The organism is Vibrio sinaloensis (assembly GCF_023195835.1).
GTDB classification, from domain to species: Bacteria; Pseudomonadota; Gammaproteobacteria; order Enterobacterales; family Vibrionaceae; genus Vibrio; species Vibrio sinaloensis_C.
This window is the reverse complement of sequence record NZ_CP096199.1, coordinates 842,049-860,786: the sequence shown is the minus strand read 5'-3', so window position 1 is coordinate 860,786 and position 18,738 is coordinate 842,049. Positions and strand designations below refer to the sequence as shown.

The 18,738-nt window shown below is 48.4% G+C and carries 19 protein-coding genes and 1 riboswitch; of the genes, 6 read left to right on the top strand and 13 right to left on the bottom strand.

Annotation, left to right across the window (positions count from 1 at the left end):
* Positions 1-108: 108 nt before the first annotated feature.
* Entirely contained in the window at positions 109-750 is a 642-nt protein-coding gene (gene udk / locus MTO69_RS04155) for a uridine kinase (protein WP_248331375.1), read from the bottom strand.
* Between the two features lie 257 nt (positions 751-1,007).
* Positions 1,008-2,081 (bottom strand): iron-sulfur cluster carrier protein ApbC, encoded by a 1,074-nt coding sequence (gene apbC, locus MTO69_RS04150; protein ID WP_248331373.1) that lies wholly within the window; start codon positions 2,079-2,081, stop codon positions 1,008-1,010.
* Between the two features lie 157 nt (positions 2,082-2,238).
* Here apbC and metG point away from each other — a divergent pair, with 157 nt between their 5' ends.
* From metG to MTO69_RS04130, 4 genes are all read left to right on the top strand, one after another.
* Positions 2,239-4,314: a methionine--tRNA ligase gene (gene metG, locus MTO69_RS04145; protein WP_248331371.1), complete on the top strand. Its 2,076-nt coding sequence runs from the start codon at positions 2,239-2,241 to the stop codon at positions 4,312-4,314.
* A gap of 199 nt (positions 4,315-4,513) precedes the next feature.
* On the top strand, positions 4,514-5,326 hold the full coding sequence (locus MTO69_RS04140) for a hypothetical protein (protein WP_248331369.1): 813 nt from the start codon (positions 4,514-4,516) through the stop codon (positions 5,324-5,326).
* Positions 5,327-5,648: 322 nt separating this feature from the next.
* Entirely contained in the window at positions 5,649-6,848 is a 1,200-nt protein-coding gene (locus MTO69_RS04135) for a type III PLP-dependent enzyme (protein ID WP_248331367.1), read from the top strand.
* Between the two features lie 121 nt (positions 6,849-6,969).
* On the top strand, positions 6,970-7,716 hold the full coding sequence (locus MTO69_RS04130; protein WP_248331365.1) for a substrate-binding periplasmic protein: 747 nt from the start codon (positions 6,970-6,972) through the stop codon (positions 7,714-7,716).
* A gap of 92 nt (positions 7,717-7,808) precedes the next feature.
* On the opposite strand, the gene udp is transcribed toward MTO69_RS04130, so the two are convergent.
* The 4 genes from udp to nrtS all read right to left on the bottom strand — a co-directional run bounded on the left by udp (position 7,809) and on the right by nrtS (position 11,950).
* A complete protein-coding gene (udp, locus tag MTO69_RS04125) occupies positions 7,809-8,567 on the bottom strand; it encodes a uridine phosphorylase (RefSeq protein WP_248331363.1) in 759 nt (252 codons plus the stop codon).
* 253 nt (positions 8,568-8,820) lie between these two features.
* Positions 8,821-11,115 (bottom strand): zinc/cadmium/mercury/lead-transporting ATPase, encoded by a 2,295-nt coding sequence (locus MTO69_RS04120; RefSeq protein ID WP_248331361.1) that lies wholly within the window; start codon positions 11,113-11,115, stop codon positions 8,821-8,823.
* 93 nt (positions 11,116-11,208) lie between these two features.
* Positions 11,209-11,625 (bottom strand): CBS domain-containing protein, encoded by a 417-nt coding sequence (locus tag MTO69_RS04115; RefSeq protein ID WP_176288287.1) that lies wholly within the window; start codon positions 11,623-11,625, stop codon positions 11,209-11,211.
* Between the two features lie 133 nt (positions 11,626-11,758).
* A complete protein-coding gene (gene nrtS / locus MTO69_RS04110; protein ID WP_248331358.1) occupies positions 11,759-11,950 on the bottom strand; it encodes a nitrate/nitrite transporter NrtS in 192 nt (63 codons plus the stop codon).
* 84 nt (positions 11,951-12,034) lie between these two features.
* On the opposite strand from nrtS, the gene MTO69_RS04105 reads away from it, so the two are divergent.
* The gene (locus MTO69_RS04105; protein WP_248331356.1) at positions 12,035-12,997 is read left to right on the top strand and encodes a sensor domain-containing diguanylate cyclase; all 963 of its coding nucleotides are present in this window, start codon (positions 12,035-12,037) and stop codon (positions 12,995-12,997) included.
* A gap of 53 nt (positions 12,998-13,050) precedes the next feature.
* Here the strand turns inward: MTO69_RS04105 and moaE are convergent, their stop codons facing one another.
* The 5 genes from moaE to moaA form a co-directional block, all read right to left on the bottom strand.
* Complete coding sequence (moaE, locus tag MTO69_RS04100; protein ID WP_248331354.1) at positions 13,051-13,506, bottom strand: molybdopterin synthase catalytic subunit MoaE; 456 nt, start codon at positions 13,504-13,506, stop codon at positions 13,051-13,053.
* 1 nt (position 13,507) lies between these two features.
* On the bottom strand, positions 13,508-13,753 hold the full coding sequence (gene moaD / locus MTO69_RS04095) for a molybdopterin synthase sulfur carrier subunit (protein ID WP_248331352.1): 246 nt from the start codon (positions 13,751-13,753) through the stop codon (positions 13,508-13,510).
* Positions 13,750-14,229 carry a cyclic pyranopterin monophosphate synthase MoaC gene (moaC, locus tag MTO69_RS04090; RefSeq protein ID WP_248331350.1) on the bottom strand — a complete coding sequence of 160 codons (480 nt, stop codon included), beginning with the start codon at positions 14,227-14,229 and terminating at the stop codon, positions 13,750-13,752. Before moaC ends, moaD begins: the two co-directional genes overlap by 4 nt.
* A 12-nt stretch (positions 14,230-14,241) precedes the next feature.
* On the bottom strand, positions 14,242-14,754 hold the full coding sequence (moaB, locus tag MTO69_RS04085) for a molybdenum cofactor biosynthesis protein B (protein WP_248334348.1): 513 nt from the start codon (positions 14,752-14,754) through the stop codon (positions 14,242-14,244).
* Between the two features lie 75 nt (positions 14,755-14,829).
* The gene (gene moaA / locus MTO69_RS04080) at positions 14,830-15,819 is read right to left on the bottom strand and encodes a GTP 3',8-cyclase MoaA (protein WP_248331348.1); all 990 of its coding nucleotides are present in this window, start codon (positions 15,817-15,819) and stop codon (positions 14,830-14,832) included.
* Positions 15,808-15,944, bottom strand: a riboswitch (molybdenum cofactor riboswitch). Its footprint overlaps the gene before it by 12 nt.
* Positions 15,945-16,110: 166 nt before the next feature.
* On the opposite strand from moaA, the gene MTO69_RS04075 reads away from it, so the two are divergent.
* Complete coding sequence (locus MTO69_RS04075; RefSeq protein ID WP_248331346.1) at positions 16,111-16,998, top strand: YvcK family protein; 888 nt, start codon at positions 16,111-16,113, stop codon at positions 16,996-16,998.
* Here MTO69_RS04075 and luxU read toward each other — a convergent pair.
* Together luxU and luxO are read right to left on the bottom strand one after the other, a co-directional pair.
* Positions 16,984-17,328 (bottom strand): quorum-sensing phosphorelay protein LuxU, encoded by a 345-nt coding sequence (gene luxU / locus MTO69_RS04070; protein WP_248334336.1) that lies wholly within the window; start codon positions 17,326-17,328, stop codon positions 16,984-16,986. The two genes, MTO69_RS04075 and luxU, sit on opposite strands and share 15 nt — an antisense overlap.
* Positions 17,325-18,719: a quorum-sensing sigma-54 dependent transcriptional regulator LuxO gene (gene luxO / locus MTO69_RS04065; RefSeq protein ID WP_248331344.1), complete on the bottom strand. Its 1,395-nt coding sequence runs from the start codon at positions 18,717-18,719 to the stop codon at positions 17,325-17,327. The genes luxU and luxO overlap by 4 nt, the downstream gene beginning before the upstream one ends.
* Positions 18,720-18,738 lie beyond the last annotated feature (19 nt).

The window sequence follows — 18,738 nt, the reverse complement described above, 5'->3', positions numbered from 1 at the left end:
GCTCCAAGTATAAATTATCTGGGAAGTTTTTATGGAGAACATAAAAAAAGTGGCACTAAAAGTGCCACTTATCTCATAAAAAATAAAGCTTTATGCTATCAATCATCGCTAAGCTTTCAGAAGTTTTGCAATGTGAGCTTTCAGTACATCGATCGCAATGCGGTTTTTACCACCACGCGGCACAATGATATCGGCGTACTGTTTAGACGGTTCAATAAACTGCATGAACATAGGGCGAACTGTCTTTTGGTACTGTTTTAGTACCGACTCCATTGTACGGCCTCGCTCTTCGACATCGCGTTTCACTCGGCGTAGCAAACAGATATCTAGCGGCGTATCCATAAATACGGTGGCATGCATGATGTCGCGTAGACGAGGGTCGGTGAGCAACAAGATCCCTTCCAAAATGATCACTTTTTTCGGCGTCATAGTGGTGGTGTTTTCAGTACGTGTATGCTCTGTGTAGCTGTACTCTGGCACTTCAACCGACTCACCTTGAACCAGTTGCTCAAGATGTTGACATAGCAAGTCATGGTCGAGTGCGCTCGGGTGGTCGTAGTTGGTTTTTACACGCTCTTCCATGCTCAAATGACTTTGATCGTTGTAGTAGCAATCTTCCGTAATCACACCAATTTGATGATCGCCTACTTTGGCACGCAGTTCATTATAAATAGTACTCGCGATTAAGCTTTTTCCAGAAGCAGACGCGCCAGCAATACCGACGATGACGCATTGATTATTATCAGACATTATTCTTGCACCCGATGATTGAGATTGGTGTCATATGCTAATACTAGCAGTGCTCAAGGGGTTGAGCTCTGAGCATTAGGACAATTTTAGATAAACCGCCTGATTATAGGGAGTTCATGTCGCTGTTACTAGTCACGAATGAACGGATTTGGCGAAATAGAATAAAACAGCGCAGCGCAATCGATTACACCGTATAAGAGAAAAAAGAGCGTGCTCGACACGCTCTTTCTCCAGGCAAAAAAGTACGCAACAGAGCGCTATTCAACCATAGTAAACAGGATTGAATCCGGTTTTGCTTTGCCATGCCAGTAGAGCCTCGAACTCACCGCTTGAGCCAACGACAGATAGATCTGTGCATGTTCTGACTCTGGTCTGGCCGCAACGGTCGGGGTTCCATTATCAATATCTTGGCGCATATCAATGTGCAGCGGCACTTGCGCGAGAAGGTCAAGACCATAATCAGCGGCAAGCTTTTCTCCACCGCCCGCGCCAAAGATATGCTCTTTATGTCCGCACTGACTGCAAATGTGATAGCTCATGTTTTCAACTAAGCCAACCACTGCAACATCCACCTTGTTAAACATCGCCGCGCCTTTACGAGCATCGGCAAGGGCTAAGTCTTGTGGTGTGGTGACAATCACCGCGCCAGTCACAGGCACTTGTTGCGCTAGGCTCAATTGAATATCGCCAGTTCCTGGTGGCATATCGATGACCAGATAATCAAGTTCAGGCCAATCCGTTTCGTTGAGTAGCTGCGCCAACGCTTTGGCTGCCATCGGGCCACGCCATATGGCCGCTTCATCCTTGGCCACTAAGTAACCGATGGAGTGAGTATAGATGCCGTGCGCCTCGATAGGTTGCATCCACTTATTGTCGCGAACTTGTGGATGTGCGTCGCTCTGACCCAACATCAGCGGGACTGAAGGCCCATAAATATCCGCATCGAGTAAGCCGACTTTGGCCCCTGATTTGGCAAGGGCCAAGGCTAAATTCACCGAGGTTGTGGACTTACCAACGCCACCTTTGGCCGAGGTGACCGCAATGATGTTCTTGACCCCTTTGATCTTTGCAGAGACATGAGTTTCAAGCGCTTTAGGCTGAACGGTTATCGTGTAGGAAAAGCGTGCCACCTCACCGGATTGCTGAGCACTTTCTATCCACTGCGTCAACGCCTCAACTAAGGTGTTCGCCGCGAATGGAATCTCTATATTGAATTGGTCTGTGGCCACTGACACTAGATTGGGCACACTTGCCCACTCGGGCGCCAAATGGGGGTGCTCAAATTGGTTTAACCAATCACAAAAATCTTGCTTTGAACTGAATTGACGCATAGGTCCTCCTTATGCATCTCATCCTATCACTGTGCAACGGGATACTGAACCCTGAAAAAACTAAGGTAATCGCGTCGTTCCGACCTTGGAGTCACTGGTGGGATAAGGTAGTATTACTCTCTATTTTTTTATACCTATCTAGAAGCGAATATTAAGTATGGCAAACGATCCAAGACCTCTTTCTTCGAGAAAAATGCTGGTAACTTGTGCCCTTCCGTACGCTAACGGTTCGATTCACCTAGGTCACATGCTTGAGCACATTCAAGCGGATATCTGGGTGCGCTACCAACGCCTACGTGGCAACACTGTAAACTTCATCTGTGCTGACGATGCTCACGGCACGCCAATCATGCTTAAAGCACAACAGATGGGTATCACGCCAGAAGAGATGATCGCTGCTGTCAGTGAAGAGCACCAAAAAGACTTTGCTGGGTTCGATATTAGCTTCGACAACTACCACAGCACCCACTCAGAAGAGAACCGTGAGCTAGCATCACACATCTATCTAGAGCTTAAGAAAAATGGCTTTATCTCCAGCCGCACCATTTCTCAGTTGTTTGACCCTGAAAAAGAGATGTTCCTGCCGGATCGTTTCGTAAAAGGGACTTGTCCTAAGTGTAAGTCAGAAGACCAATACGGCGACAACTGTGACAACTGTGGTGAGACCTACAGCCCGACGGAACTGATTGACCCTAAATCAGCCGTCTCTGGTGCCACCCCAGTAATGAAAGATTCAGAGCACTTTTTCTTCGACCTGCCTCAGTTTGAAAGCATGTTAAAAGAGTGGACTCGCTCTGGCTCGCTGCAAGCAGAAACCGCGAACAAGATGCAAGAGTGGTTTGAGTCTGGTCTGCAACAGTGGGACATCTCGCGCGACGCGCCATACTTTGGCTTCGAGATCCCAGGTGAAAAAGACAAGTTCTTCTACGTGTGGCTAGATGCACCTATCGGCTACATGGGTTCATTTAAAAACCTATGTGATAAGCGTGACGATCTAGACTTCGACGAATACTGGAAAAAAGACAGCACCACTGAGCTTTACCACTTTATCGGTAAAGACATTGTTTACTTCCACTCGCTATTCTGGCCTGCGATGCTTGATGGTTCGGGCTTCCGTAAACCCGACAATGTGTTCGTACACGGCTACGTAACGGTAAACGGTGCCAAGATGTCTAAATCGAAAGGCACCTTCATCAAGGCGGCAACTTACCTCGATCACCTAGATCCAGAGTGTTTGCGTTACTACTACGCAGCCAAACTAAACAGCCGCATCGACGACCTAGACCTTAACCTTGAAGACTTCACTCAGCGCGTAAACGCTGACGTGGTCAACAAGATAGTTAACCTAGCTTCTCGTAACGCTGGTTTCATCACTAAGCGTTTTGAAGGCAAACTATCAGCGCAGTTCGCAGAGCCTGAGCTGTACAACGAATTTGTTGCCGCTGCGGATCGCATTGCAGAGCTGTACGAAACACGTGAGTTTGGCCGTGCAATCCGTGAGATCACTGCGCTAGCAGACAAAGCCAACCAATACGTTGATGAAAAAGCGCCTTGGGTTGTCGCCAAAGAAGAAGGTAAAGACCAAGAGCTGCAAGATATCTGCTCTGTGGGTATCAACCTGTTCCGCGTGTTGATGACTTATCTCAAGCCAGTTATGCCAGAATTGGCTGCACGTACTGAAGCCTTCCTAAACCAAGAACTCACTTGGGAAGGTATTGCAGCGCCACTCACTGGTCACGAAATCACTAAGTTTAAAGCACTATTCAACCGCATCGACCCGAAGAAGGTAGAAGCAATGGTTGAAGCTTCAAAAGAAGATGCTGCCGCTGAAGTTGCAGCAAAAGAAGCGGCAGAAGCTGCCAAGAACAAAGCCAGCCAAACGGAACTAGACAAAGATCCAATCGCTGAAGAGATTGAGTTCGACGCGTTCGCAGCCGTAGACATGCGTATCGCCCGCATCATCTCTTGTGAAGAAGTGCCAAAAGCCAACAAACTGCTTAAGTTCCAATTGGACATCGGTGGTGAAACTCGTCAGGTATTCTCAGGCATCAAGTCTGCGTACAAACCTGAAGAGCTAGAAGGCAAGCTAACCGTCATGGTTGCAAACCTTAAGCCACGTAAGATGAAATTTGGCATGTCTGAAGGCATGATTCTAGCCGCTGGCCCTGGTGGCAGCGAGCTATGGATTCTTGAACCACATGAAGGCGCTCAGCCAGGAATGCGCGTAATGTAATCTCGCTGAACGCCAGAAAGCCCCGTGACGACCACGGGGCTTTTTTGTGTCCAAACTCACACTTTCAGTGCTTATCCGCACCACATTGGAGCATAGCTAGCCAGCCTAAATTCATAAGCATATGTTTTATATAACAAAAAAATATGGCATCAAATCTGCTCTACCTAGTTAGTAGTACACATTAACAAGGAGTAAAGTTATGTTTGTGCTGATTTCTTTGGTTGCCTCTTTACTGATTTTGCTGAGCCTATTTTATTTTTCAAAACAGCGTCATAGCGGTCTTGAGCGCAAGTTTGATATCTTAATTTCATTGCGACAAATTCTGCTACTCAGTCGTCAACACCGCTCGATTACCCATCAAGCCTTGAGCAGTCATCACTTCGAGATTCATCAAGCCCAGCTCGAACAGACATTTGATGAAATGATGGACTGTTCTAATCAGTTGATCGCCAACGCACACTTTGACAACAAACCCATGTATCGCATTTTGCAGCTCAAACTCAAGGCGTTGCACAAAGAGTGGCAGCAGCGTTCAGTGGCTCGTAACCAAGTGATTCATGGTAAAACCATTCGCCACTGTATGTTTCTAATGGATGAAATCGCGATTGCATGGCTGATTGAATCAGGTCGTGAAGACATTAGCGACGAATACCACATGAACTGGCAGCAAGTCCTCGACAGTATGGAAGTGTTAACTCAATTACGAATTTCGATTCAAGACGCGCACTACCCAGAAGGCATGCTGAGAGTGAAGTACTATTGCGATAAAATGCGTCGCAAGCTCAACCAGCTTTCGATCATCAGCCCGCTTTCGGTAGCATCCCCCTTGAGTTCCAAAGCAATGCATACGCTAACCGAACTCAATGCCAGCGATGAACTGACACTCGGCAGTGAAGACCTTTATCAGCTCACGACCGACATTTCGTTGGTCATCTCTCAAGTGTACGATCAGATGCTGTCAGATATGACGGAAAGCTTGTACCAACCTTTGCCCAAGATTGCATTCAACTAGCGCCAACGCGCTAACATAAAGGCCGGCAAATCCGTGTCGGCCTAAGCATTTATAGAGCCAAGCAAACCATTAGTCATCACTATCGTCACGATAAAAATTATTCACTTCCTTTTCATGGCTTAAGGCTTGCGTGCAAGGGGTGATGCTTTTACTATCACCTCGCTTCTTGATGATAGCCAATCCGAGTACATCACAGCAGTTTTGTGGCAAGGCGATAGAGCAACTATCCAAGAGTGACTTTGACTGCGCTCTGCGCATTTTTTGACGCTCCACGTTTCGATATCACTGTTTGAAACGTGCCTTTAACTTGTTGGAGATGGCCATGGCTATTGCTCACTCTGTACTCGACTTTCGCTCTTTTTCTGCAGGTACCTTGTCTACCTCTGAGGCTCAACTTATTCAATCTTCGGTTGAGCAGTTTGGCGCACCTTTGCTTCTGCTTGATTGTGATGTGGTTCGCCAGCAATACCGCGCCTTAAGCCGCGCGCTACCGAACGTCACCCTACACTTTGCATTAAAGCCACTGCCTCATCCTGCGGTAGTACAAACTTTACTTGCTGAAGGCGCCAGTTTCGACCTAGCGACTAGCGGTGAAGTTGAACTAGTGGCTGAACAAGGTGTGCCTGCTGAGCGCACAATTCATACCCACCCAATCAAACGCGACCGCGATATTCGTGATGCGCTGGCGTATGGGTGTCGCGTGTTCGTGGTTGACAACCTCAACGAGTTAGAAAAGTTCATTGCCTACAAAGATGAGGTAGAGCTTTTGGTTCGCTTGAGTTTTCGTAACTCCGATGCGTTTGCCGACTTGTCGAAAAAATTTGGTTGCTCACCAGAGCAAGCGCTAAAGTTGATTGCACAAGCACAGCAGTGGAACATCCGCATTAAAGGTCTATCGTTTCACGTTGGCTCACAAACGATGAACCCTCAAAAGTATGTCGATGCGATTCACACCTGTCGCACTGTTATGGAACAGGTTGTGGCGCAAGGTTTGCCTGCGCTTAGCACACTAGACATTGGTGGCGGCTTCCCAGTGAGCTACAACAGTCAAGTGATGCCAATCGAGCTCTTTTGTCAGCCGATCAACCAAGCACTGGCGCTGCTACCAGACACAGTACAAGTGATCGCCGAGCCTGGACGCTTCATTGTTGCTCAGGCGATGACCAGTGTCGCATCAGTGATGGGTCAAGCCGAACGTGATGGTCAGATTTGGTACTATCTTGATGACGGTATCTACGGCAGCTTTAGTGGTTTGATGTTTGATGACGCTAAATACCCGCTGACCACGTTAAAGCACGAGGGCGACTATTTGCCAAGCGTGCTGGCAGGCCCGACTTGCGACAGTATTGATGTTATTGCCGAGAATATTATGTTGCCTAAACTAAGCAACGGTGATTTAGTGGTCGGGCGCATGATGGGCGCCTACACCAGTGCCACCGCGACTGACTTTAACTTTTTTAAGCGTGCTCAAACGGTCTTGCTCAATGAGCAAGAAATCGACCAAGTTCGAATGCTTGGCTAAGAATCTCGACAACGGCTCCCACGGGAGCCGTTTGCTTTAGGGCTCTTATACGTTAGACCACCTCTCCAAACAAGCGACTTTCAGCTAAACTTATCCTGTTGGATGATTCAAAGGAGCCTGCATGATAGGCGTGCGTACCCTAGTGGTTATACTGCTGTTTTCTGCCACCGCTCTAGCACAAGAGCAGCGAGTTAGATTCGCTATCGGTGAATGGCCGCCCTACACCACTGCGGCCAATCTGCCACAAAACCAGGTTGCGCAGCGGGTGGTAAAAGAGGCGTATGAAAGCCAAGGCTATCAAATCGAGTTCGACTATTTCCCTTGGTCTCGAGCGTTCAAACTGGCGAGTGAAGGAGAATACGATGGCACCTTTCCTTGGATTAAGAATGATGAGCGCAGTGAGTTATTTCTCTACTCAGAGGCGATATTCACCCAAACCGTGGTATTTTTCTATCACCAAGATATGGCGTTTAGTTGGAAAGAAATAGATGACCTCAAGCAGTACAGCATAGGTGGGACGCAAGATTATCAGTCGGTATTTTTTCTCAATCAGTATGGAATAGACCAAACCCTATCGATTGATGAGCAAGCCAGTTTTAACAAACTCCTCAAGCGACGTATCGACGCCTACCCAACCGGCAAAATCCGCGGCCAATACTTGCTTAACAACCTGTTAAGTGACAACGAAGCCAGCCAAATTAAATTCCATAGTAAACCCCTATTTGAAGACGACATGCATATCCTATTGCCAAAACACAATACCGAACGCAGCCAGCTGCTCATAGAAGTGTTCGCACAAGGACTGGCAGAGTTGCTTACCAGCGGCCGTTATCAAGAAATCATGATAGATAACAACCGCATAGATTAAATCGACCTCGCTTAAATAACAAAGCCCCGCTTGTTACAGCAGGGCTTATAGAGATTGAATAAGCGATGTTGCTTAGATCGACAATGCAGCTATTACAGCATTTTACGCGCCGCTTCTACCACAACTTTGATCGAACGCGCTTCTGTCTCTTTCAAGGTCGAGTGATCAGGAATCTCTTTCTGAGTACGGTTAATGATAACGCCAGCGACACAACCCGCTTTCAAGCCAGAGCTTGCACACATAGTCAGTAGCGTTGCTGATTCCATTTCAAAGTTGAGAACACCCATGTCTTGCCACTCTTGCATTGAGCCTTGGAAGCGCTTAACGACGCGACCTGAGAACGTATCGTAACGCTCTTGGCCTGGGTAGAAAGTATCGCTCGAAGCAGTAACACCCATGTGTACTGTCGCGCCTGACTCTTCTACTGCCGCTTTCATTGCGGTCGCAATTTCGAAATCAGCGACTGCTGGGAACTCCATAGGTGCAAAGTGCAAGCTCGCGCCATCAAGGCGAACAGAGCCAGTGGTCACGATCATATCACCGACATTGACATTTTGTTGAATCGCACCGGTAGTACCGACACGAAGGAAAGTACGCACACCAAGTTGAGCCAGCTCTTCGACCGCAATCGAGGTAGAAGGACCACCAATACCCGTTGAGCAAACCACAACAGGCTTACCATCGAGCTCAGCACGGTATAACGTGTATTCACGGTGACTGGCTAGAAAAACTGGGTTTTCCATTTCTTCTGCAATTTTTTGCACGCGCGCTGGGTCACCTGGGATGATCGCTAATGTAGCACCAGCCAAATCAGATTCAGTAACACCAAGATGGAATACAGCTTGAGACATAGGGGAACTCCTTATTGTGGCGTAGTCGCGTCGACGGTCGACTTGTACGCTCTAAAATTCATCGGGTACCAATATACTGTAACGAACATACCAAACTCTTATAGTGACAATCGTCACAACAATGATCGCAACAAATATCACCATTGCACATAAAAACGGTTTGCGTCACACTTTTACGCAAATTAAACCCATACGTTGCATAAAAAACCGCCTGCACCTTGTTTTGGGCTCTGGCCGTTCTAGTGTAGTTCGTTTAATCCTGCTTTGAGCGAAATTTGAGTAAACGCAATGCGTTCAAGGTGACAATGGCGGTCGCACCACTGTCTGCTAACACGGCTAGCCAAAGCCCAGTGATTCCCAACAGACTCGTCACCAGAAACACCCCTTTCAACCCCAATGCCAATACAATGTTTTGACGAATAATGGCTAATGTCGCACGCGATAACTCGATCATGCCCGCCAGTTCGGTAAGGCGGTTGTGGGTCAAAGCCGCATCGGCGGTCTCCAGCGCGACGTCCGTTCCCCCGCCCATGGCAATACCGATATGCGCTGCCTTCATTGCTGGTGCGTCATTGATGCCATCGCCCACCATCGCCACATGGCGATCTTGACTGAGGCTCTGTACATACTGCACCTTGTCTTCGGGCAATAAGCCCGCTTTGTAGTCGATGCCAATCAGAGTGCCAATTGCCTTCGCGCTGCGAGGATTGTCACCGGTCAGCATCATTGCGTTGATCCCGAGCGATTTCAGTGCCTGCACCGCCTGAAGTGAATCGCTGCGCAGCGTATCTTGCCAAGCGATCAGGCCAATGATCTTCTCTTGTTGAAGGGCAAGAACTACCGTTTTCCCTTGCGCTTCCAGCGCTTGTACTTGGCGCTCTATCGGTTGTTCAATCTGGCTCTGAGCTTTACTCGGTGCGATGACTTGGTATTGCACACCATCAATAAAGCCAAGTACTCCACTGCCAACCAACGCTTGCTTGTGCTCCGCTTCAGCTAGGTTGAGCCCCAACTGTTTCGCTTTCGCAACCACCGACACGGCTAACGGATGACTAGACCCAACTTCAATCGCGGCAACGGACGCCAGTAATTCGTCGTGGCTCCATCCGTTCAGACCAATCACGTCGGTTACCTGCGGTTTTCCCTCAGTGAGCGTACCCGTTTTATCAAAGGCGATGGTTTCAATATTTCCAAGTTGCTCTAGCGCAGCGCCGCCTTTTATCAAAGCGCCGCGTCTCGCCGCCGCTGCTAAACCGGAGGTGATCGCCGCTGGTGTCGAGATCACCAAAGCACAAGGACAAGCGATCAACAGCAATGCGAGGCCGCGATAAACCCAAGTTTCCCAAGGCTGGGCAAACATCACTGGTGGCACTACCACTACCAACAGCGCCACCAGCATCATTAAAGGGGTATACCAACGACTGAATTTATCCAGAAAGCGTTCCAGTGGCGCTTTGCGCGATTCTGCCTCTTCAATCAGATGTAGAATACGATCGATGGCATTTTCACCTTGTTTTGAAGTTATGCTCACGCGAGTGACTCGATCCACAGCAACCGCGCCGGCCATAACTGAGTCGCCTTGATGACGCTCAACCGGTATCGACTCGCCAGTTAGAGCACTCTCATCGAATGTCGCTATCGGTTGGGCTAGCTGTCCATCAGCAGGAAGCCGACCTCCGGGCGACACCTCGATCATATCGCCAGGTTGCAACTCACTCGCCTGAACTTGCTGGCGCTGACCATTGACTAGCTTGGTCGCATGTTCAGGGACCAATTGCATTAACGCTTGCACCCCCTGACGTGCTCTGGACGCAGCGAAAGCCTCCAGCCGCTCACCAATCAAAAACAGCAGCAACACCATGGCGGCTTCAACGGTTTCACCCAAATAAAGTGCACCGAGCGCAGCAACACTCATCAAGGTTTCGATAGCGAAAGGCGTGCCCGATTTAGCCAATGCAATGGCTTTTCGTCCTATTGGATAAAGCCCAGCCAAGCAGGTTAAAACGAAAATCCAGTGGCTAAGTTGCGCAAATGAAGACTGAAGTGATGCGGCCACCAACATGGCCAAGCCAATCGCGATGATGTTGCCACTGCCCTTAAGGGAGTTGTTGAGATTGGATTCTGGCACACTCGATGGGCTTGAGTGAGACGACTTGGCATAGCGAAACCCACTATCGATAACCGCTTGTTCCACCAGTTGAGCCACCCCTGCTGAAGCCGCTTGGATGACTAACTTCTCGGTCGCGAACAGCACTTTGGCGTTGAGCACGCCGTCGACCCGAGTAACCGCGGTCTCAACTTTACGTGCGCAGGATGGACAGTCCATCCCCTCTATCTGCCAGCTAAAGCTGAGATGTTGGCTGGAGCTGGGATCACTATCCTCATCATTGGGATCGTTGCCGCTCAACTTATCACTGGTATTACAGCAAGTTGAACCTGCCTCTCCCTCAATAGAAATAGATGTGACTTTGGGGCTTGAGCATGAGCCAAGTTGTGAAGGGTTTAACGCCACTTTTTGCGAGCGGCACGCTTGGTGTTTGGTGCACATAGATTCATCTCCATTCATCGTACACCTTGAGTGTAAACCTTGGAGTCAACTCCAAGGTCAAACACTATTTTCTATTTGTGATAGCCTGAGTGACTAGACCGGATGTTTGAAGCAATCGTTGATATTTTTACCAATGGCGCGCAGAACATCTCGACGAGTGATTATCCCAACTAATTTACCACTGTCGATAACAGGGTAGACTTTGGGCTTACCAACTTTCATCATTTCGGCCAGTTCGATAATCGACGTTTCAGACGTGACAGAAAGCACTTCCGGATGCATACAATCGGCGACTGTATGGCTGTCTTGGCAGTAGTAACTCACGTTAATCAGTTTCTCTAGCAAATCTTGGCCAGATAAGAAACCAATCACTTCGCGGCGCTCATTGACAACAGGCCCACCTAAGTAACGGGAGTTCATAACTTTGTCGAGTGCGGCACTGAGCGACATTTCTGGGGTAAAGGTGACCGCTTGCAGGGTCATGTAATCTTTGACTTTGAGTGATTCCATTTGAGTCTCCTTACTTGCAAGCCAAGCTGCGTATATTGTAAGTGTTGTCTAATTTCTTGATTTTACTAAATGGAAATCAACAATTTTTCCGATAGGCGTTGTCTATCAGCAAAAGTCCGAACGGATTAACCCGTTAAGACGCATCTCGCTGAGCAAGCCATGCACTAAAGAGTGACACCGCAAAAGGAACCGTGTACGTCAGCAGCAACTTAACCCAATTGGGCGACTCACCACTGAATAGCGCATCATACTGATTGATGATATTGAGTACGGTGCCAACCACGACGGCGATGATCAGCGCTCGTTTTAATGCTCGTTTGCCCATTTTATCAACCTGAGTACCATACCGATTTCGTATTCACTGTCTAAACTATAGATAACAATGAAACGATAACTTAGGCATATCACGGTGAATTCGACTTTCTCTGCTCATCTCGCTCAAAACCCCGATTTGATGCACAGCGTGTTTGAAGCGCTGCCAGAGCCGACCTTTCTAATCGATAAGTCGGGCACCTATGTTGAGGCTTGGGGTGGACAAGATAAAACACGACATCATGATCCTGCGTCATTAGTAGGGCTCAATCAATATCAAGTCCTCCCTGCCGACAAGGCGATCTGGTTCAGCCAAGTGATCGTTGATGTCATTGACAGCCAGCAAGCCTCAGAGCTCGAGTATAGCCTTGATCCTAAAGCGCTCCACTGTTTCGATGGTGTAGACGGCCCGGAAGAAATGCAGCACTTTAGTGCGTTAGTGATTCCACTCCCAGATACCTCGTTAGTGCTTTGGACTGTCAGAAATATCACTGAATACAAAAAAGCCCTAGAAACCATGACCGCACAACAACTCGAGTTGGAGAAGCTGACCTACGTCGACCACCTCACTCAAGTCTACAATCGTTATGCGCTGGATGCCTTGTTGCCCGATGCCATCGAACTCGCCAAGGTCAAACTCACTGGCTGCGCCGTTTTAATGATCGATGTCGACTGTTTTAAGGAGTACAACGATCATTATGGTCACCTCAAAGGAGACGACGTTCTCAAAGCCATCAGCCATGCAATCATTCAATGGTCATCTGGGGGAGATCTGTGCTTTCGCTATGGTGGTGACGAGTTTTTGGTTTTTATGCCCAAGGTATCTCAATCGCAATGTTTGAACCGAGCCAAAGCGCTACAGCAGGCCGTGAACGCGCTTGCGATTCAACACCATGCTTCCTCTGTTAGCCAGTGCCTTACCGTGACGATTGGGGTGCAACATTGTCATTTAGTGCCGTCACATATGGATGCCGCGCAACTGATCGCTATTGCGGACAAAGCCTTGTTTTACGCCAAAAGCCAGCAAAGGGGATCGATTCATCAATTGAGCGAAAACTAAAAAGCTCCCTTGATTTGGGAGCTTTGGATTGAGAAACATTGGGTATGTACTTGTTAAGACTGCCAGCGCTCAGCCGCTTGCGCATCAGACTCACGCGATTCAACCCAGCGAGACGAATCCGTGGTGCGCTCTTTTTTCCAAAACGGTGCTTTGGTTTTTAAATAGTCCATAATGAACTCACACGCTTCGAACGCCGCGCCGCGATGTGCACTAGATACACCGACAAACACAATTTGATCGCCAATGTCTAAATCACCAATCCGATGGATGACCCGCGTTTGAAGTAACGGCCAACGCTGCTCAGCTTGGTCGCAAATCTCATTTAAAGCTTTTTCAGTCATCCCCGGGTAATGCTCTAGTGACAAACCAGTGACACTGTCGCCTAAATTCATATCGCGCACTTTGCCGACAAAGGACACCACTGCGCCCGCAGAGCTGCCCTCAGCTAAAGCGTCGTACTCGTCGCCGACATTAAAATCATTACCAGATACCAACACTCGTTGCCGCATTTCAACCTCCAGTGACAGGAGGGAAAAAGGCCACTTCGTCACCTGACTTCACTGCATGTTCAAGAGGCACAATCGATTGGTTCACCGCTGCGAGTAACTTGCCAGGCTCTAACGCCAAATCCCATTTTCCTGGTTGTTGCGCTAAGTGATGACGAACCTGTTCAACGCTTTCAAAGTGATCGTTAAGCTCGAGCTCATCGACGCCCACCAGCTCACGGGTTTGGGCAAAAAAAAGAACTTTTATCATGCTTCTACCTTAAAATGGCCTGACTTGCCGCCAGTTTTCTCTAGTAAGCGCACCTGACCAATAACCATGTCTTTCTGTACCGCTTTACACATATCATAAATCGTCAATGCAGCAACAGAGGCGGCGGTCAGCGCTTCCATCTCAACACCGGTTTTTCCCGCCAGCTTACATACCGACTCGATACGCACCATATTTTGTGCTTCGATGGCTTCCAGTTGTACTTCGACTTTTGACAACAGCAATGGATGGCAAAGCGGGATCAAATCCCACGTTTTTTTCGCCGCTTGAATCCCTGCGATTCGAGCCGTGGCAAACACATCGCCTTTGTGATGTTGCCCAGACACTATCAATTGCAAAGTTTCTGGCGCCATATGCACAAACGCCTCAGCACGAGCCTCGCGCACGGTTTCTGCCTTGGCTGACACGTCGACCATGTTAGCCTCGCCAGACGCATTGATGTGGGTAAAGTTACTCATCGCTGGCTCCAATTACACCGCTAGATGGGGCATAAAATTACAAGGACGATGGCTTGCATCCAGTTGCTGCTTAATGATCTTAGTCCACCCAGTACGACACGCTCCGGTCGAGCCTGGCATAGCAAAGATGACCGTATGGTTGGCAAAACCTGCTATCGCCCGAGATTGAATGGTAGAGGTGCCAATTTCTTCGTATGACACCATACGGAACAACTCACCAAACCCTTCGACTTCTTTATCGAACAAGGGTTTTAGTGCCTCTGGTGTACTGTCACGTGAAGTAAAGCCAGTTCCACCAGTAATCATCACCGCTTGAACATTTTCATCCGCAATCCACTGTGACACTATGGCGCGAATCTTATACATATCATCGATAACAATCTGTTTATCTACCACCTTGTGGCCTGCCTCTTTGGCTTGCTCAACAAGGTAACCACCCGAGGTGTCGTTCTCTTCAGTACGTGTATCTGAAACCGTTAATACTGCGATGTTTGCTGGCTGAAATTTGCTTTCTGCGTGACCCATTTGTTCACCTATCTTATTCAAAGGAATCGCCTTTAAACGCTATGTTTAAAAGCCTTAATTTGTTCATGCTTGGTGTTAACCGCCAATCGATGCTAAGTGGGGCGTCATACCTGAGTTACCATCATGCAGGAAATGACTGACCGATTTGGTTTGCAGCTGCGCTTGGATTCGTTCGATCAGCTCTCTCTGTTGTTGATCGTGCTCAAGCAAATCGCGCAGCTCAACGCCTTGCTCACCAAACAGGCACAAATGCAATTTACCTATGGCCGAGACTCGTAGACGGTTGCAGCTGGCACAAAAGTCTTTTTCATAGGGCATGATTAGACCTATCTCGCCTTGATAGTCGGGGTGAACAAACACTTGAGCTGGGCCATCGTTATTGGCACGAACCTTAAGCAACCAGCCGTTGGCAATCAGTTGATTGCGAATCGCTACGCCGGAAACATGATGACGCTGAAACAGCTCGTCCATCTCGCCGGTCTGCATCAGCTCAATAAATCGCAGTTGAATCGGTCGGTCTTTGATCCAATTGAGGAACGCCGGCAGCTCATGGGCATTGAGATCTTTCATCAACACCACATTGACCTTCACTTGCTCGTATCCGACTTCAAAAGCGCGGTCAATTCCCGCCATCACCTGAGAGAATTTGTTTTCACCGGTGATCTGATGGAACATGCGCGGGTCTAGGCTATCGACACTGACATTGATATGAGTTAGCCCAGCCTCTTTCCACTGAGAAACCTGCTTGGCCATACGATAACCATTGGTGGTCGTAGCCACTTTCTCGATACCCGGAGTTGAGGCAACCGTCGCGATAATCTGGTTAAAATCTTTACGCAGGCTCGGCTCGCCGCCGGTAATACGCACTTTTGACGTACCACACTCCGCAAACGCGCTGACCACGCGTTGGATTTCTGCTAGCGATAAGAATGACGAGTTTTTTTGCCCAGAAGGTCGGTAACCATCAGGCAGGCAATATGTGCATTTAAAGTTACAAACGTCTGTAACGGAGAGTCGCAAGTAATAAAACTTGCGATGGAATCTATCTTCGAATTGTTGCGCCACGGAACACCTTTCCAAACACGGGAGGCATAATCATTTCCAATTATGCCCTTGTGACAGTATGTCACTGGCTCAATCAGCTTATCCGATATGGACTTAGCCTACTGAGCTCGGAGCTATGGCAACTACCTATTCGCGGTAGCAGCTGTTCATTAAAATACTTAATAATTATGTGTGATTCCAGCCCGCGAACGAAAAAATCGTGCTCAGGGCGCAAATTACCCCATATTGAGTATTTAATATGAATACAATATTCTAAATTGTAGTTGGTTATGACAAAAATAGAAGCTCAGCATGACACTTTACGCTAGCAAAAAAGTGGTCGCCGTTGGCGGAGGCCACGGCCTTGGTCGGATGCTCGCGGCCCTAAAAGACTTTGGTTCCAATGCCACTGGCATCGTCGCAACGACCGATAATGGCGGCTCAACGGGGAGAATTCGTAACTGCCAAGGCGGCATCGCTTGGGGAGACACACGTAACTGTATTAACCAGTTGATCACGGAGCCCTCAATAAGCTCAATGATGTTTGAGTATCGCTTTAAAGGCACCGGTGAACTCGACGGTCACAATCTTGGTAACTTGATGCTCACCGCACTGGATAATCTCTCGGTTCGTCCACTCGATGCCACCAACCTTATCCGCAATATGCTCAAAGTCGATGTCAATATTATTCCTATGTCTGAGCACCCCTCAGATCTTAAAGCACTTGCGGACAACGGTCAGTGGGTAACGGGGGAAACCAATGTCGATGAAATGCCCGATAAGCTTATCCGGCTAGATTTAGAACCTGAAGTCCCCGCCACCAAAGAGGGGGTAATGGCCATCGAACAAGCAGATGCCATCATTCTTGGTCCGGGGAGTTTTCTGACGAGCATAATGCCACCGCTATTACTTCCAGAAGTCGGCCGTGCTGTGGCGAATAATCGTAAAGCGATGGTGATTTTCGTCGAAAACTTATCACCCGAATTTGGGCCTGCTGGCAAGATGAGCCTAGAAGAGAAACTGGATTGGTGTGAGCGCGCTTGCCATGGTCGTCAGATAGACGTAGTACTAGGCGACAAGCCCCATCCTGAGTTACAAAAATGGAACTGTGTCACCACGCCTCTGGCTTCACCAAATCGTGACTGGCGCCACGATCGAACCAAGTTGCAGCAAGCGATTGAGAGCTTACTTACCGACTAGCTGTTGGTATCTCTGCTCTGTTTGCTGCAGCAACGACAACATCTGCTGTTTGTCCTGGTCCGAGCTAAGGGGTTCACCGGTCTTAGCTCGTGAGTCCAGCTCAACTGAAAAACTGCGCAGCGCTTCAGCACCAAAACTGGCAGCGCTGCTCTTTAACGCATGGCTAATTTCTTGTAAGTATGCGTCTTGGCTTTGACTCTCCTTAGTGGATAAGTTGGCAATATAGTTTCTTAGTTCACCAAGAAATATCTCCAACAAGACTGGAACGTTTTCTTGGCCAATCTCATTGGCCAATCGGTTTATCTTCTCTTGCTCTAATATATCCACTATTGCGCTTCCTTCGCGTTCCAAGATTGTAGTTTACGATAGATGGTCGATGGGCTGACATCCAAATATCCCGCCGCTTTAGGAATATTGCCATCACATGCTTTGATCGCTTGTTCTATCGCATTTTTTTCTGTCAGCCATAATGGAAATATATCCTGAACAGAGACAGTATCACTCGGCGTGAGTGCCACTCGAATTTCATTTTTGGCAGGCTGATTCAAAGGGGGTGGCAACATATCCAGGGTAATTTCACGACCATTATTGAGCACTACCACATTGCGCAGCACATTTTGTAACTGGCGAACGTTACCCGGCCACTCATAACGCGCAAAACGCTCGACCACTTCAGGCGCTAAGCGAACAAAGTCTTTGCCTTCTTCTTTCGACATATACCCGAGCAACGAATAGGCTATCTCAATAATGTCATCCCCGCGCTCCCTCAAAGGAGGTAAATGCAGAGGGATCACGTACAGCCGATAGTAAAGGTCTTCACGAAAACGCCCTTCTTCGACCTCTTTCCAAGGGTCTCGGTTGGTGGCGCAGACAAAACGGACATCGACACTTTTCATCTTCGATGAACCCACTTTTTGGAAGGTACCGGTTTGGATAAAGCGCAGCAGCTTCGTCTGCAGATCTAAATCCATCTCACACAGCTCATCTAAGAACAGCGTACCGCCATCGGCGAGCTCCGCCGCGCCCTGCCTGTCTGTAGCAGCGCCAGTAAACGCCCCTTTAACATGACCAAACAGTTCACTCTCGATTAAGTCTTTGGGAATAGCCGCACAGTTGATCGCGATAAAGGGCTTGTCACCGCGTTTACTGGTGGCGTGAATCGCCTCTGCGCACACCTCTTTACCGGTACCACTCTCACCGGTGATGAAGATGCTGGCTTTGCTGCTCGCGGCAGAGTCGATGGTACGATACACTGCTTGCATCGTCTGACTACTGCCGATAAACCCTTGATAGCCCTGACTTCCGGAGTTATCAGCGTCATTCTTGAGTTTATTTGCTTTACGCAGCGCGTTATTGACGGTGACGCGCAATCGGTCAGCTTCACAAGGTTTGATTAGAAAATCTTGCGCCCCATGACGCATCGCTTCAACCGCAGTATCGATAGAGCCATGCGCAGTCATAAAGATCACCGGCACATCGGGATTTTTCTCTTTTACCGCGTGGAGCACATCCATCCCCGTCATATCGGGTAGACGTAAATCGAGGAGGATCAGATCAGGCGTGCGAAAGTTGAGACTCTCAATTGCGTCACGTCCCGTACCGACAATATTGATGTCTATTTGCAGCGGAGTGAGATACGAACGGTACAAGGCCGCCACTGACGCTGTATCTTCTACCATCAACAAATATTTTGCTTTTTGAGCATCGAGTACTTGTTGCATAACCTAGCCATTTTTATTT